Here is a 16313-nt window from a genome sequence, read left to right as displayed (position 1 = left end):
TTTTAGTCTTCTGTATTTCCACGAACAAAAATTGCTTTTGTAAACGGCGGAATAATGAAATTGTCGTCCGGTGTCAGGAGAGGCGAGTTGCTTTTTATTGACTTTACTTTTTTAAGTTCATCTATGACTTTCTTTATGTCCGGGTTTTTCTGAGCTTCCCTAAGGGCGTCTTTTCTTCTCTGGTGAAAGTTACCGGTGTTAAGAAGGAGCCCTACAAGTACTTCCTTTGAGTCTGTGAAGGTGTTTTTCAGGTCTTTGTAAGTTTTTCCGATAAAGGAAGGCTCAATATTGTCTACGATAATGCCTGTGTCTGCATCTTTGCTTATAAGGGCACTTATAACGTTGGAATATCCCATTCCTGAAGAAGCTGTGGCAAGAAGGCTGTATTCATAGTCAGAAGTAAGGATTATTTCGTCGCAGTGGGCCATGTGCAGGTGATTCTGGAACTTTGAATCAGTAAGTTCTGCAGCAATATAAATTTCAGGATTTATGTTTTTTATCGTAAGTACGGCAAGAACGGTGCGGGAGTCAATTTCCAGCTGAGAGTATTTTTTTGACTGGTCGCTGATGATAAGAGCCCTTTCTGCTTTTTCTACCTGGGCACGGTTAAGGACAGCTTCATCAGAAAAGTCTCCGCCAACAAAGTGAATTCCCTTAAACCGGTTCTGGCTGAGGATTGTATCTATCTGATCCCCTGTAGCTTCGTTTATCAGGACAATCATGTCTGTAGTTATGTCCGGATTTGAAATCAGAACGTAGTCAAGAATTTTGTCAAAGCCAGCTCTCCAGCCGCAGATAATAAAATGTCCCTTCATGTTTTTTAACCTCAAAAGTCCTTTTTCTTTTTTAAGCTGAATGTCAAGAAAGTAAGATGCGATTCTACCGGTAATGGCAGAAAGAACCAGCATTCCGAATATAAGCAGAAGAAAACTTGCGATTCTTCCGGGAACTGTAGCAGGGGAGTATTCATAATATCCTGCAGCTATCGTAACCAGACTGAACCATATTGAATCCCACCAGGAAAGTATGCCGGCATCTGTTTCTGTAAAGCGGTTTATTGCAGTGATTATCACAAGTATAAATGCAATAAGAAGCCAGGCCCAGGTAAAAGGATTCAGAAAAATGTACTTCAGTTCTTTAAGGAAGTGCTGTTTTCTGGATTTATGGTCTTTTTTCATATTTTAATTGTACTACATAAATGCGGTTATTGATAAGGGAAGTTCTTAATAATAAGTGTTGACAATTCTTGCTGAAAGGAATATATTCAAATTATAAATACCTAGTTTTTCCATAGGAAATATAAACTAAATTTTAAGAGAGGTGATCTATGAGCAGTATTAAAAAGAGTGCAGCAGAACTTATCGGTAAGACTCCGGTTCTTGAAGCATCCCGTTATGCAGAAAAAGCCGGTGTAAAAGATGCGGTTATTCTTGCAAAGCTGGAGTATCTTAATCCGGCCGGCAGTGTAAAAGACAGGATTGCCCTTGCCATGATAGAAGATGCAGAAAAGAAGGGGCTCCTTAAGAAAGGTTCTGTTATTGTTGAGCCTACTTCCGGTAATACAGGTATTGGTATAGCAGCAGTTGCGGCTTTTAAAGGCTACCGTGCAGTGCTTACCCTTCCGGAAACAATGAGTGTTGAACGCCGTAATCTTCTTAAAGCTTATGGTGCAGAACTTGTTCTTACTGAGGGTGCAAAAGGAATGAAGGGTGCCATTGCAAAGGCTGAGGAACTGGTAAAAGAAATTCCTGGTGCCGTAATTTTAGGACAGTTCGTTAATCCTGCAAACCCTGCCGTTCATAAAGAAACAACGGGTCCTGAAATCTGGGAACAGACAGACGGAAAAATAGATATTTTTGTAGCCGGAGTAGGAACCGGCGGAACCATCACTGGTACGGGAGAATATCTTAAGTCAAAGAATCCAGCCATAAAGGTGGTTGCTGTTGAGCCTGAATCAAGTCCTGTACTTTCTCAGGGCGTTTCCGGTCCTCATAAAATCCAGGGAATCGGTGCAGGTTTTGTTCCTGAGGTATTGAATACAAAAGTTTATGACGAAATCATTACGGTTTCTAATGAAGATGCTTTTGAGCACGGAAGAAACTTTGCGGTAAGCGAGGGTATTCTTGTGGGAATTTCTTCGGGAGCTGCCCTTAAAGCTGCTGAGGTTCTTGCTAAGCGTCCGGAAAACAAAGGTAAGACGATTGTGGCACTTCTTCCTGATTCGGGAGACCGCTATCTTTCTACGCCTCTGTTCAGTAATGAAGCCTGAGACAGGGAATTAAACTGAAAATTCCTGTAATGACGGGTTTTATAATTGAAATTCTTCCGTTAAAAAATATACTTGTCTAAAACGGAGGAATTTCAATATGAAAAACGGTGCAATTATTCATGACACGAATGGAAACGTTCTGCATGCTCATGGCGGCTGGATTTTAAAAGTAGAAGACACCTGGTACTGGTATGGAGAAAACCGTACTGAGGATAATTATGTTTCATGCTATTCATCTAAAGATTTAAAAAACTGGAAGTTCTGTAACAACATTCTTACTGTACATTCTAAAACTGAGGTTACACGGATCCGCGGTAATCTTATGCTCGTAAATGAGGACGGGAAAAAGGTTAATATCGAACGTCCTAAAGTTATCTACAACGAAAAAACAAAGAAATACGTAATGTGGGCTCATTTTGAAAACGGCAAGAATTATTCCTGTGCGGCAGCCTGCATTGCCACCTGTGACACTCCTGACGGCGACTTTATCTATCACGGCAGTTTTAATCCTTACGGCAATATGTCCCGGGACTGTACTCTTTTTGAAGACGGCGGTAAAGTGTATTTTGCTTCTGCTGCCAGAGGAAATGCAGACATGAATGTGTATTCCCTTCAGGAAGATTACCTTAATGTAGAAAAACAGACAGGTTCATACTGGAGTAATGAATTCAGGGAAGCTCCGGCCTTTGTAAGGGTAGGGGAGAGGGTTTACTGTTTTTCTTCCTTCTGTACGGGCTGGGCACCTAATCAGGGAAAGTACGCCTGGTCTTCAGGGGTAGAAGAGGGCTTCGGGCTTTTAAAAGAAATTGGTGATGATACGACCTATCATTCTCAGCCGGCATTCATTCTTACGGTAAAGGGCAGTAAAAAAACGTCTTATGTTTATGTAGGAGACCGCTGGGACGGAGAACATTATCACGAATCTACATATACCTGGTATCCTCTTAATTTTAAGGAAGACGGTTCCGTTGAGCTGGAATACTGTGATGAACTTGAAATAAATGCAGAAACAGGTGAACTTACACCGGTCATTTATAAAAAATAGAATCCTCACGTTATTGAAGCCGCAGTTGCTTAAGTGTTAACTGCGGCATTTTTTTTATTGAGGGGGTAGTACAAACCCTCAAAACGTCGACGTATTTAATTTTGTCTCACTTATTGACTTTTTATTACTAAATAGATAATTTATCAAAAGGGTTAGTTAATGCTAAGTTTTGTTATTGTTACCTAATTTTTGTTGTACATAACTAAGCTTTATTACTTATAACTAACGTATTTTTAGGAGTCTGATATGCCTTTAAATTTATCTCGTCCAGGTGAAGCTCTTCTTGTAAAAAAAATAAACGGAAAGGAAGAAGTTCGTCGTTTTCTTGAAAATCTCGGTTTTGTAGCTGGAGCACAGGTGAGCGTTGTCAGTGAAAATTTGGGAAATGTAATCGTTCAGATAAAGGACTGCCGTGTTGCAATCAGTAAAGAAATGGCTCAGAAAATCATTGTGTGATTCTGGGCTGATGAGTTTCGTTAATGTTTTAAAAGGAGATACAAAATGACTTTGAGAGAAGTAAAAACAGGTCAGACAGTTAAAGTAGAAAAACTGCTTGGCGAAGGAGCCGTAAAGCGCCGTATCATGGATATGGGCATTACAAAGGGCGTAGAAATCTATGTCCGCAAAGTAGCACCTTTAGGTGATCCTGTTGAAGTTACGGTAAGAGGTTATGAGCTTTCTATCCGTAAGGGTGATGCAGAACTTGTACAGGTAACCTGCTGATCTGGTATCTATTAGGAGAATATAAAAATGATTAAAATTGCATTAGCCGGAAATCCGAATGCCGGTAAAACAACTTTGTTTAATGCACTTACAGGTTCAAATCAGTTTGTAGGAAACTGGCCTGGAGTTACAGTTGAAAAGAAGGAAGGTAAGCTTAAGGGACACAACGGAGACGTTGTAATTATGGACCTTCCTGGTATTTATTCTCTTTCTCCATATACATTGGAAGAAGTCGTATCCCGCGAATATCTTGTAAAGGAACGTCCTGATGCAATCCTTAATATTGTTGACGGAACAAACCTTGAACGCAATCTTTATCTTACAACTCAGCTTGCAGAACTTGGCATTCCTATGGTGGTTGCCGTTAATATGATGGATATCGTTAAGAAAAACGGTGATAAAATTCATATTGATGCAATGTCAGAAGAACTTGGCTGCCCTGTAGTAGAAATTTCTGCCCTTAAGGGAACAGGCTGTATGGATGCTGCAGAAATTGCAGTAACTAAAGCAAACGAAAAGAAGCCGATGATGTACAAGCACCGCTTTGAAGGTTGTGTTGAACATGCTCTTGCTCACATTGAAGAAGCTGTCGTTCATGATCTTCCTGCCGAGCAGCACAGATGGTATTCAGTAAAGCTTTTTGAACGTGATGAAAAAGTAATCAAGGCTCTTGGTATTTCTGAAGAAAAAATTGCACACATCGAAAGTGACATTAAGTCCTGCGAAGACGAGCTTGATGATGATTCAGAATCAATCATTACTGCTGAACGCTACAAGTATATTGAATCCATCATTAAAAAGTGCGTTACAAAAAAAGCCCGCTCTAATCTTACTACATCAGATAAGATTGACCGCGTAGTTACAAACCGCTGGCTTGCTCTTCCTATCTTTGCCGTAGTTATGTGGCTTGTATATTATGTTTCTATGGTAACAGTCGGTGCTGCTGCTACAGACTGGGCAAATGACGGTCTTTTTGGAGACGGTTTCCACCTGTTTGGAATCGGAGGCAGTGCTTATGAAGAAGCTGCTGAAGAATACGGTGATACTGATATAATTCTTAAAAAATTTGTTGAAGAAGCAGGTGCAAGAATATCTGCTGAACAGGATGCAGAAGTTGAAGAAGAAAATGCAGATGCAGTAACAGAAACAGAAGTATTTGATGCAGAAGCTCTTCGTAAAGCTTTTGATCCGAAAGCAGAAGATTATGACGGAATGGCTCTTGTTCCTCAGTTTGAAAAAGTAGCTTCATATTTCACGGAAGATGATGTCGTTAAATATACACTTGTAGATGATGAGACAAAGGAAGAAAGCGTTGAAGAAGCTTCTGTTGAAGATTATCTTGCAGCTCTTGATGTATTTAAGAAATATGAAGGGGCTGCTCCTGATCCTGCTTCTTACGGTGTATGGGTTCCTGGTGTTCCTGTTTATGTTGAAATGGGACTTGATGCAATCGGTGTTGCAGGATGGCTTAAGGGACTTATCCTTGACGGTATTGTAGCCGGTGTAGGTGCAGTTCTTGGATTCGTTCCACAGTTGCTTGTACTCTTTATCTTCCTTGCATTCCTTGAAGCCTGCGGTTACATGGCACGTATTGCATTCATCATGGACCGTATTTTCCGCCGCTTCGGACTTTCCGGAAAATCATTCATTCCTATGCTTGTAGGAACTGGATGTGGTATTCCTGGTATTATGGCCAGCCGTACTATTGAAAATGAACGTGACCGCCGCATGACAATCATGACGACAACATTCATTCCTTGTGGTGCAAAGACTCCGTTTATTGCCATGGTTGCAGGTGCTATTTTTGGTGGTTCTCCATGGATTGCAACTTCAGCTTACTTCATCGGTATTGCTTCAATCATCTGTTCCGGAATCATGCTTAAGAAAACAAAGCCTTTCCTTGGTGAAGTTGCTCCGTTTGTAATGGAACTTCCTGCTTACCATATGCCTACAGCCGGTGCAGTTCTCCGCTCTATGTGGGAACGCGGATGGTCATTCATTAAGAAAGCCGGGACAATCATTTTGATTTCTACAATCGTTATCTGGTTCCTTTCATTCTTCGGATGGGTTGACGGTAAGTTCATGATGCTTGAAGAAGAACAGATGGATTCAAGTATTCTGGCTAAGATTGGTAGTGCAGTAGCATGGATTTTCTCTCCTCTCGGATGGGGAAACTGGCAGGCTACAGTTGCTTCTGTTACAGGTCTTGTTGCAAAGGAAAATATCGTTGGAACAATGGGTATTCTTTACGGCGGTGAAACCTGGAAAAATCTTGCTGCTGCATTTACTAGAGTTGAAGGTATGTCGTTCCTTGTATTCAATCTTCTTTGTGCTCCATGTTTTGCTGCAATCGGTGCAATCAAGCGCGAAATGAACAATATTAAGTGGACTTGGGCTGCTATCGGATATCAGTGCGTTTTTGCTTACGCAGTTGCTCTCTGCATTAACCAGATTGGTCGTCTTTGCACAGGTGATGTAGATAAAATCGGTTTGATTTTTGCTGTTCTTGTTATCGGATGCTTCGGATGGCTTTTGTTCCGTCCTGTTCCAAAGGCTGCAAAATAATTTATTATAGATGGGGATGACCAATAAGTTCAAAAACTGTCATTTTCGGGCAGCATAATGTCATTCCCGCGCTCTGACGCGGGAATCCCCTCGTGTACATGAGATTGCCGCATCAAGTGCGGCAATGACAGGGTGGCGAGTGCGGCAATGACAGGGTGTCGAGCACGGCAATGACTCATACTTATTGGACAGCCCCATACTGGTAAAACTTTATTGAGGAGGTTTGATTTTATGTGGGGAACATTTTTTGTAAGTGCGGTACTTGTTTTACTTGTTGCTTCGATTCTGATTTCGATGCATAAAAAAAAGCGCTCCGGTCAGAATGCCTGTCATTGTGGAGGAAGCTGCGGTTCATGCGGCTGCAGCTGTTCACATAAATAATTGACGGAATTTTGAATGAATCCCTGTTCGGTTAAGGCCGGGCAGGGATTTTTTTTAGATAACTTTAAGAAATTAAATGGTTTTTAAGAAATTCCCTTTGAATTGTTAAAAAAAAATATTATATTTAAGTAAATAAGGTATTGAATTGGACGGACAGGGATGAATAAATTACAGATTCAGATACACGAACTTCTTAAACATAAATATGAAGCCGCCTCTGGCCGTAAAATGGTAACTCCTAAGGGATTACTGGCTTCAAGAAACAGGTTTATTTTTGAAAATGTTTCTGACAATCTGTATGAACCTATGTCTGAAAAGGTAAGTCAGCAGTATAGAGATGCAGGCGGGGAAGAAGCTTTAGAAAAAATGCATTCCCTTAGAAGTTCTGCAGCCATGACTTACAATATCTTTGGAAATGACACTGTAAGGTTTGCAGAAAATCCTTTTGTTTCTGCCGGTGAATATAATGTCTGTTATGAAGCTGTTTTAGAAACAGTTCCCGGTTTGAAGGAGCAGGACCGTATTGATGCAGTTATTTCTAACGAAAAAGAAATTGACTTTTTTGAAATGAAACTGTTTGAACCTTTGTATCATAAAACATCTTTTGCACATGAGCTTTCTTCTTTACTGGAAGACGCCCAGCATTATGCTTATACTGATTCAGCTTTTCCCTTTATGGAATCTATCAGACGAATGCGTGGTTCCGGAATTGTAAGGTACGACGCCTGCCAGATGTTTAATCATGCTCTTGGTATTTATAATTATATTCGTAAGAATGAACTTGCGGTTAAAGGAAAAAAGATTAAGCTGATAAACTGTATCTGGACTTTGGAAAATCCTTTTGGTGATGAAGAAGAAAAGCTGCGTCGTGAGTTTGACAATGTTTTCTTTGAAGAAAAAACGGAATTTGCTAAGTTTAAAGAGTGCATGTTTAATGTGATTAATTTATTTGAAAAAAAAGGAATAGATTTTACTATCAGTCTTGTGGAATTAAAAGATCTGCTTCCGGCAATGGAATTTTCAGAAGAAAAGCGCAGCTGGCTTAACAGGTATCTTTAAAAAAATCCCGTATCTTGATATAAAGCCTGATTTTTTGCTTCTGATACAAGATACGGGTTTTTTATTTTAAAATTCTTTTCTATATGGTGAACTGATTAATCTGGTCTCCAATTTCGTTGATGGTTCCCTTAATCTGTCCGGAAATCTGTGTAAGGGAAGTCCGGGTTTCGTTAATTTTGTGGGCATTGGAATCCATTTCTGAAATAGTATTGTTTATACGTTCAGAGGAGGCCTGAAGTTTCTTGACCTCATCCAGAATCTGTTTGTTGCCTTCGCTCATCTTTACGGATGAATTCTTTACTTCTGTAGTTGTATCATTCATTGCGTGAAGGGCTGTAATAATCTGTTTGGAACCTTCATTCTGTTCTTCCATGGCTGATTTTATCTGACGTACCAGCTGGTCTGTTTCTTTGATTTTTGTTGAAACAGATGTAAAGGATTCGCTTGATTCCAGTGAGGCTGCAACAACTTCTTCGATTGATTCTTGAATTTTAAGGAGCTGTTCTCCGATTGTGCGGGACTGGCTGCCTGAAGTTTCGCTTAACTTGCGGATTTCGTCTGCAACTACACTGAATCCTTTTCCGGCTTCTCCTGCATGGGCGGCTTCAATGGCTGCGTTCATTGCAAGAAGGTTTGTCTGTTCTGCTATGCTGGAAATTGCGGCATTTGCTTCCTGTAAAAGCTGGGACTGGGTTTCTATCTGTGTAATGCGTTCGTTTACGGCTTCCTGTTTTTTGTTGCCGTTTTGAGCGTCTTCTTCCAGGGTGTTAAAGGATTCTGCCATTTTTTCTATGCTGCTGTTGACGGAGGCAATATTGGAAATCATTTCTTCTACGGCTGAACTTGCCTGAGAAACTCCTTCTGCCTGACCTGCAATCATTTTTTCGAGTGACTGAATGCTGGCTGCAATCTGATTGACTGCTTCTGCTGTTTCTTCAACATCATTTCCCTGATTCTGAATCTGGCTGTTTACATCTGAGATGTTTTTCAGGATTGTCTGTATTGCTTCAGAGGTATCCTGCGTACTGCTGTCAAGATTTGTACCTGCAGAAGAGAGAACGTTCTGGGATTTTATAAGGTCTCCTATGATTTTCTGCAGCTGTTCCGTAAAGGAATTGAATCCGTTTGAAATTTCTCCGATTTCATTTTTAAGATGGAAGTGGAGCCTGTTTGTTAAATCTGCATGTCCGCCGGAAATCTTTGTAAGGGCAATAGCAATGTGCTTGAGGGGGTGAGTAATTCCCACAGAGAGGAAAAGAGAACTGATTATTGCTACAAAAAGGGCTATTGCAGAAATTATGATTATGACTTTGAGGCTGTCTGTAAGTTCAGAGTAAAGTTCAGAAATGGGACCGAATGCTACAAGCTTCCATCCGCAGAGACTGGACATTTTTCTTGCGGCAAAATACTGTTCGCCGTTATTAAGGTTCAGGTATGGTTCATTGTCCGGTATTTGAGAATTAAGGCCGGAAAATCCTGTGTCACTGTAGAAGTTGTCGTTAGCAACTTTATACGGGTCAGGATTAGTAACGTATTTTCCGTCTGAGTCAATCATGTAAGCCTTGCAGTTTTCCGTAAGCTTGACTTCGTTGACCATGGCAACGACTTTATCCAGAAGAAGGTCTATTCCTATTACTCCGGCAAATTCACCCCTTTTGTTTTTAAAAGCTTTTGAAAGGGTTACGACAATGCCTTTTGACTGTTCATCAACATAAGGATTGGAAAAGACAATTGTTCCTATTGAATTGCGGGCATTTATATACCAGCTTCTGGTTGTCTCGTCAAAATCAGATGGAGCTGTCCAGTGAATGTTTGTAAAGGTAAAGCCGCCCCTACAGGTCGGTACTGCACTGGAAACATAAAGCATGGAGCAGTCAGCATCGCCGGCTGTCTGTGCAACAAGAAAGTCTTCAATAGAATCTCTTTCGTACTGTTCAAGGTTTTCTACATAGGAAGAAACGACTTCAATGGTGTGCTGTGCTTTAGAAAGAAAATTGTCAATCTGGTGGTTTACGTTTTCAACTTGAAGTTTAGAAATTGCTGTAATTTCTTTGTGAATTATTTTTTGCTGTGTAAGTGAAGCTGTGACTGCGAGAAAAACTATTAACAGCAATGTCAGAACCGTATGGCTCAGAATAAGCTGGTAGCGGATTCGCATAAAAGGGAGTCTCCTTAATTAAATCGATTTACATTTATTTAATTCTAACTGTGAAAATTTGAATTAACAAGAAATTTTATTCAATATCTGATTTTTTTTTCTCATTACAGGGCTTTTTGCTGTAGTTGAAGGAAAAATGTTTTAGTTGTATGATGTTTCTATATAAAAAAACAACAGTTTGGAGTAAAAATTGAGCAACGAAAAGATTCCTTACAAGATTTATCTTTCTGAAAATGAGCTTCCTGATTCCTGGTATAACGTAAGGGCTGATATGAAAAACAAGCCGGCACCTCTTCTTAGTCCTGCAACGCACAAACCTCTTAAGTTTGAGGATTTGCAGCCGGTTTTCTGTGATGAACTTATTAAGCAGGAATTAAATGTTACAGATGCATATATTCCTATTCCGGAACCTATTCGTGAATTTTATAGAATGTACAGGCCTGCACCTTTAGTACGTGCATACTGTCTTGAAAAAAAGCTTGGTACTCCTGCAAAGATTTATTATAAGTTTGAAGGCAACAATACAAGTGGAAGTCATAAACTTAATTCTGCAATTGCCCAGGCATATTATGCAAAGCAGCAGGGACTTAAAGGTGTAACTACTGAGACTGGAGCAGGTCAGTGGGGAACGGCACTTTCCATGGCATGTTCATATTTTGGTCTTGACTGTCAGGTTTACATGGTAAAGTGTTCATATGAGCAGAAGCCTTTTAGACGTGAAGTTATGAGAACTTACGGAGCAAACATTACTCCTTCTCCTTCTGATACAACTGAAGTAGGACGTAAGATTCTTGCAGAATTCCCTGGAACTTCAGGAAGCCTTGGTTGTGCAATTTCTGAAGCTGTAGAAGCTGCTTCAAAACAGGAAGGCTATCGTTATGTTCTGGGAAGCGTTTTGTCTCAGGTTCTTATTCATCAGACTGTAATTGGTCTTGAGACAATGACTGCAATGGACAAATACGGAATCAAGCCGGATGTAATTATCGGATGTGCCGGCGGCGGTTCTAATCTTGGAGGTCTTATTTCTCCATTCATGGGAAGAAAACTTCGTGGAGAAGCTGACTATCAGTTTATAGCTGTTGAACCTGCTTCATGTCCGAGTCTTACCCGCGGTAAGTATGTATATGACTTCTGTGATACAGGTCATGTTTGTCCGCTTGCAAAAATGTATACTCTTGGTTCAGAGTTTATTCCGTCTGCAAATCATGCCGGCGGTTTGCGTTATCATGGCATGAGTTCAATTCTTTCTCAGCTTTATGATGACGGTTTAATAGAAGCCCGTAGCGTTGAACAGACTTCTGTATTTAAGGCAGCTCAGGATTTTGCCCGTGTTGAAGGAATTCTTCCGGCTCCTGAAAGCAGTCATGCAATTAAAGTTGCAATTGATGAAGCCCTTAAATGTAAGGAAACCGGAGAAGAAAAGACAATCCTCTTTGGGCTTACAGGAACAGGCTATTTTGATATGTATGCTTACAAAGCATTTAATGATGGAACTATGAAAGACTATATTCCTACTGATGAAGATCTTGCCAGAGGTTTTGCAGGAATTCCAAAAGTAGAGTAGTCATCTGATGTTTCTGTTTAATTAATTTTAGATTTAAAAAAGGCACGGGTATTCATTTATTCGTGCTTTTTTATTGTGGGGGTAGTACAAACCCTCAAAACGGCGAAGTCAAGGCTTTAAGCGTTAGCGTGCCTTGACTCGACGTATTGCCGGAATTATTTTTTGTATTTATCATTTTAATATGAGTTGTAAAAATTTTTTTCAGAAGAGTTATGTAATTTTTATTTGTTTATTTCTTGCAGTGATTTTTTCAGCCTGCAGTTCAAAAGATGATGTACCTGCTTATGGAACGCCCTCTGATGATTATAAAGCTCTTTATGGAATAGTTTATGTAGATTCAAATAAAAATGAAAAATATGATTCCGGAGAAGAAGTAAGCGGAGTAAAAGTCCGGGTAGAAACAGAAGATGTTACAAAAGTAAGTTATGAAACTCCTGTTACAACTTCAGACGGTACTTATACAGTTTCTTTTTTTTCTGACAAGGATAAAGTCAGTATTCATTTATCGACTGGTGAAAATTCACAGCGGGTGTATGAGGAAAAAACTGTGGAAGTTGATTTTTCTACAGCTAAGTCTATCAGTGATTATAATATTGCTGTTGAAATTGCCGGGGAGTCTTGAGGGGAAGTGTAAAATGGCAGGTAATTCTTGGAGGGGTGTAAGCTTTAATTCATAATCAGTTTTGGTTACAAGCTTATGGTAGGTCTTACAATAACATAAGCAGATTATTTAGTCGTTATTGGAATCCTACAAAAGAAGAGCAAACTACTGAGCGTGTATATTGAATCGGACAGAATAAAAATATTTACGTTTATTTTTTATAGGTTAAATTGAAGTGATAACTTGTTATCAGTGAAATAATTAGTAAAGATGCTGGTCTTTTTTTATCAGCATTATTGGATATTAAGGAAAGTGAAGTAATTAATGATTTGTTCTAATCTTATATATCAAATAATTTTTGAATTTTCGTGATTTTTGATATCAAATCTTGAGTTTTATACAGTATAATCAATACAAAAGGATGATTATGGATGTAGATTACAGAAAACTTTGGAAACTGCTGATAGATAAGGGAATAAAAAATAAAACTGAACTTATCACGATGGCAGGTATTTCAACAAACATTCTTGCAAAGTTAGGAAAGGGCGAATTTATTTCTATGGATAGCATGCAAAAGATATGCAAAGCCCTTGATTGTGATATCGGTGACGTTTGCGTGATAAATGAACCTGTTCACGATGATAAAAGTCCAGAGTAAAATTAATGTAGTGTCATTATTTGACACCTTTTGATGATAGAATAAAAGTATATGGAGCTTTGATAAATGGCAAAAGCAAAAACAAAATCAGACAAACCGCTTAACATAGACGACATTCTTTTTAAGTGCAGAGACATTCTTCGTAACGCAAAAAACTCAGGTTCATTTTTCGAAAAACGTGACATGATGCTCACTCTTGTTTTTCTTCGATTCATTGGAGAAAAATTTGATGATGGAATAGAAAAGCTTAAAGCCCAGCTCGTTGAACGCGGAATGGATATAAACGACCCGAATGTTAAGGCCGCATTCATCGATGACCCGACATTTACAGACGGAACATTTTACCTGCCTGAAGAATCTCGCTGGAGCACAATCATCAATACATCTGCAAGTGGTTTGAATGTTGCTCTTGATACAGCTCTTCGCAGTCTTTCTAACACGAGTGAGCAGCTTAAAGGCTGTTTTGTTGAAGGTACTTTTACTACAAGAAATCTTGCTCCAAACGATATTAAGCAGATTGTTGATGAGGTAACAAAAATCACTCACAAGCAGTTTGGAACACAAAGAGATTTAATCGGTTATGTTTACGAATACTTCCTTAAAGAATTTGCAGTTAATGCTACAAAGGAAGACGGCGAATTCTATACCCCGCATGATGTAGTTGAATTGATTGCAAGTTTTATACAGCCCTTTGACGGAACTTTGTATGATCCTTGCTGTGGTTCCGGCGGAATGTTCGTCCAGAGTGCCGCTTTAATTGAAGCAAAAAAAGGTGACATCTCAAGAATTAATGTTTATGGTCAGGAAAAAGAACCTGCTACATATCGTCTTGCAAAAATGAATCTGGCTCTTAGGGGAATCAGCCATAATCTTGGAACAGAAGCAGAAAATACGTTCCGGCTTGATTTGCACAAAGGAATTCCTTTTGACTACATTATGGCAAATCCACCGTTTAATCTTAAAGGCTGGTTCGATTCAGACACGATGAAAACAAACGACAGCCGTTGGGTTGATTATGCACTGCCTCCAGAAAGCAACGCAAACTATGCCTGGATTTTGCACATCCTCAGTCACTTGAAGCCGAACAAGGGCATAGCAGGTTTTCTTCTTGCAAACGGTGCTTTGGGCGATGCAGACGGAACTGCTCCTGTAATCAGACAAAAGTTGATAGAAAATGACAAAGTTGAAGCAATTATTGTTCTTCCAAGAGAATTGTTCATTACCACAGACATCAGCGTAACTTTGTGGATTCTAAACAACAACAAAAAAGGCGGAAAATCAAAAGACAGAAACCTTCGTGATCGTTCCAATGAAATTCTATTTATGGATTTAAGAAGTTGGACTGGAGATGAATGGAACAATGCCGTAAAGAATATGCAGAAAAAGAAATATGCTCTTACTTCGGAACAGATTTCAAAAGCAACAGAGATTTACCGCAAATGGCAGGAAGAAGGAACTGACGGAAAGAACTACGCAGAGCCGGAACTTTACAGAAGCGTGGATTTTGAAACAATCAAAGCCAATAATTTCTCTCTTGTTCCTAGCCGTTACATTGAGTTTGTGGACAGGGATACAAACATCGATTACGACGCAACTCTTAAAGAAACGAGCAAAGTTGTAGGTGAACTTCTTAAAGCTCACGAATCCAATACTGCAAAAATCAAAGAAGCATTTGAAGGACTGGGGTATGGAATTTAGCAGAGCAGAGAAACTTGATAAAATAAGACAAATTGGAGAAACGGTTTCTGTTGAATTCAAGCGTTGTGGCGGAAATATTGAACACGATGTTTACGAAACTGTTTGTTCGTTCTCAAATAGATTTGGCGGAGATATTTATCTTGGAATCCTTGATGACGGAACCGTAAATGGTGTGCCGGAAAAATCTGCTCCTTCGATGATTAAGAATTTCATCACGGTTTTGGCAAATCCAAATCTTTTTTCTCCAACACTTACGCTTGATCCAGAAATTATCACTTATGAAGGAAAAACTCTTATTCACATTCATGTGCCTGTTTCGGGCGATGTGATTAGTTTTAAAAAGGTGATATATAATCGCGTTAATGATTCAGATGTAAAAGTTTCTTCTACCTCAGATATTGCGCAAATGTACATCCGCAAGCAGGAAATCTTTACGGAACGCAAAGTTTATCCTTATGTTCATTTTGAAGATTTGAGACTGGATTTACTTCCGCTTGTTAGAACCATGGCAAAAAATAATTTCGCAGGAAGTCATCCCTGGGAAAAATTAAATGATGAGGAACTTTTGAAAAGTGCGGGACTTTACACAGAGGACCGGGTTACTGGAGAGAAGGGGTTTAATCTTGCCGCAGTTATGCTTCTTGGAAAAGATGAAGTGATTCGTGATGTCGCTCCAACTTATTCAACAGATGCCTTGCTTAGAAAAGTGAATGTTGACCGTTATGACGACAGGTTGATTGTGGAGACGAATTTAATTGAAAGCTACGACAGGCTTTTTGAATTTGCGACAAAACATCTTTTGGACAAGTTTTATCTTGAAGACGGAAAAATAAGGCTTTCTCTCAGAAACATCCTTGCCCGCGAAATGATTGTGAATACTTTGATGCACAGAGAATTTTCAAGCGGCTATCAGGCAAAATTCATTATCGAAAAAGACAGAATGTATGTGGAAAATGCAAACCGCGCAATAAAAGACGGAATAATCACTCCAGAAAATCTTGAGCCTTACGCAAAAAATCCGGTTATAGCATCATTCTTTAGGAATATCGGTTATTCGGACAAGCTTGGTTCTGGCGTAAGAAAGCTGTTCAAATATTCATATAAATATTCGGGTGCGAATCCAGAATTTTCAGAAGGCGATGTTTTTAGGATTACCGTTCCCCTGAATGATGAATTTTCCTGGGACGCACAAAAAACTCTGACGTTAAAAACCGAACAAGTAACCGAACAAGTAACCGAACAAGTAACCGAACAAGTAAAAAAACTTGTTGAGTGTTTAAAGCCTTGTCCGCTTTCCACTAAAGAAATCCTTCAAGAACTAGGCTTAAAGCACAGGCCAACTTTGATGAATGATTATATAAAACCTGCTATGGCTTTAGGACTGATAGAAATGACACAGCCTGATTCTCCAAAAAGCCCTACACAGAAGTACAAGGTGAAGTTATAGGAAGAAATTTATGGAAAAAAATTATAGTCCCGACTTCAAAGTAGTCGAATTCGACCACTTTAGAAAAGAAACTAGAATAGCCATCCAGCAGATGAAAGTGCTGGAAAATGTTGAAGAGCGAACTCTACTGACGGATAAATGACGG

15 protein-coding genes are annotated in these 16313 nt (G+C 39.4%); 13 read left to right on the top strand and 2 right to left on the bottom strand.

Annotation, left to right across the window (positions count from 1 at the left end):
* Positions 1-2 precede the first annotated feature (2 nt).
* On the bottom strand, positions 3-1178 hold the full coding sequence (locus tag HNP77_RS11335) for a TrkA-related ion transporter (protein ID WP_184653450.1): 1176 nt from the start codon (positions 1176-1178) through the stop codon (positions 3-5).
* A 149-nt stretch (positions 1179-1327) separates the two neighbouring features.
* Between HNP77_RS11335 and cysK the strand changes: the two genes are divergently transcribed.
* The 7 genes from cysK (at position 1328) to HNP77_RS11300 (ending at position 8042) form a co-directional block, all read left to right on the top strand.
* The gene (cysK, locus tag HNP77_RS11330) at positions 1328-2269 is read left to right on the top strand and encodes a cysteine synthase A (protein ID WP_184653448.1); all 942 of its coding nucleotides are present in this window, start codon (positions 1328-1330) and stop codon (positions 2267-2269) included.
* 97 nt (positions 2270-2366) lie between these two features.
* Positions 2367-3314 (top strand): family 43 glycosylhydrolase, encoded by a 948-nt coding sequence (locus HNP77_RS11325; protein WP_184653446.1) that lies wholly within the window; start codon positions 2367-2369, stop codon positions 3312-3314.
* Positions 3315-3560: 246 nt separating this feature from the next.
* On the top strand, positions 3561-3770 hold the full coding sequence (locus tag HNP77_RS11320; RefSeq protein ID WP_184653444.1) for a FeoA family protein: 210 nt from the start codon (positions 3561-3563) through the stop codon (positions 3768-3770).
* 45 nt (positions 3771-3815) lie between these two features.
* Positions 3816-4037 carry a FeoA family protein gene (locus HNP77_RS11315; RefSeq protein ID WP_184653442.1) on the top strand — a complete coding sequence of 74 codons (222 nt, stop codon included), beginning with the start codon at positions 3816-3818 and terminating at the stop codon, positions 4035-4037.
* Between the two features lie 27 nt (positions 4038-4064).
* Entirely contained in the window at positions 4065-6602 is a 2538-nt protein-coding gene (feoB, locus tag HNP77_RS11310) for a ferrous iron transporter B (protein WP_184653440.1), read from the top strand.
* 231 nt (positions 6603-6833) lie between these two features.
* Positions 6834-6983, top strand: coding sequence for a FeoB-associated Cys-rich membrane protein (locus HNP77_RS11305; RefSeq protein WP_184653437.1), 150 nt, complete (start codon positions 6834-6836; stop codon positions 6981-6983).
* Between the two features lie 159 nt (positions 6984-7142).
* Positions 7143-8042, top strand: coding sequence for a PGN_0703 family putative restriction endonuclease (locus HNP77_RS11300; RefSeq protein WP_184653435.1), 900 nt, complete (start codon positions 7143-7145; stop codon positions 8040-8042).
* A 79-nt stretch (positions 8043-8121) separates the two neighbouring features.
* On the opposite strand, the gene HNP77_RS11295 is transcribed toward HNP77_RS11300, so the two are convergent.
* Positions 8122-10200 (bottom strand): methyl-accepting chemotaxis protein, encoded by a 2079-nt coding sequence (locus HNP77_RS11295; RefSeq protein ID WP_184653434.1) that lies wholly within the window; start codon positions 10198-10200, stop codon positions 8122-8124.
* Positions 10201-10390: 190 nt separating this feature from the next.
* On the opposite strand from HNP77_RS11295, the gene HNP77_RS11290 reads away from it, so the two are divergent.
* The 6 genes from HNP77_RS11290 to HNP77_RS12460 all read left to right on the top strand — a co-directional run bounded on the left by HNP77_RS11290 (position 10391) and on the right by HNP77_RS12460 (position 16310).
* On the top strand, positions 10391-11764 hold the full coding sequence (locus tag HNP77_RS11290; RefSeq protein WP_184653432.1) for a TrpB-like pyridoxal phosphate-dependent enzyme: 1374 nt from the start codon (positions 10391-10393) through the stop codon (positions 11762-11764).
* A gap of 181 nt (positions 11765-11945) precedes the next feature.
* Positions 11946-12386: a hypothetical protein gene (locus tag HNP77_RS11285; protein WP_184653430.1), complete on the top strand. Its 441-nt coding sequence runs from the start codon at positions 11946-11948 to the stop codon at positions 12384-12386.
* Between the two features lie 406 nt (positions 12387-12792).
* The gene (locus HNP77_RS11280) at positions 12793-13023 is read left to right on the top strand and encodes a helix-turn-helix domain-containing protein (RefSeq protein WP_184653597.1); all 231 of its coding nucleotides are present in this window, start codon (positions 12793-12795) and stop codon (positions 13021-13023) included.
* Positions 13024-13089: 66 nt separating this feature from the next.
* The gene (locus HNP77_RS11275) at positions 13090-14721 is read left to right on the top strand and encodes an N-6 DNA methylase (protein WP_184653428.1); all 1632 of its coding nucleotides are present in this window, start codon (positions 13090-13092) and stop codon (positions 14719-14721) included.
* On the top strand, positions 14711-16168 hold the full coding sequence (locus tag HNP77_RS11270; RefSeq protein WP_184653426.1) for a Fic family protein: 1458 nt from the start codon (positions 14711-14713) through the stop codon (positions 16166-16168). Before HNP77_RS11275 ends, HNP77_RS11270 begins: the two co-directional genes overlap by 11 nt.
* A 10-nt stretch (positions 16169-16178) precedes the next feature.
* Positions 16179-16310 carry a hypothetical protein gene (locus HNP77_RS12460; protein WP_281393470.1) on the top strand — a complete coding sequence of 44 codons (132 nt, stop codon included), beginning with the start codon at positions 16179-16181 and terminating at the stop codon, positions 16308-16310.
* Positions 16311-16313: the final 3 nt, after the last annotated feature.

It is taken from the genome of Treponema rectale (assembly GCF_014202035.1).
Classification (GTDB): Bacteria; Spirochaetota; Spirochaetia; order Treponematales; family Treponemataceae; genus Treponema_D; species Treponema_D rectale.
This window is presented reverse-complemented; position numbering and strand designations above follow the sequence as displayed.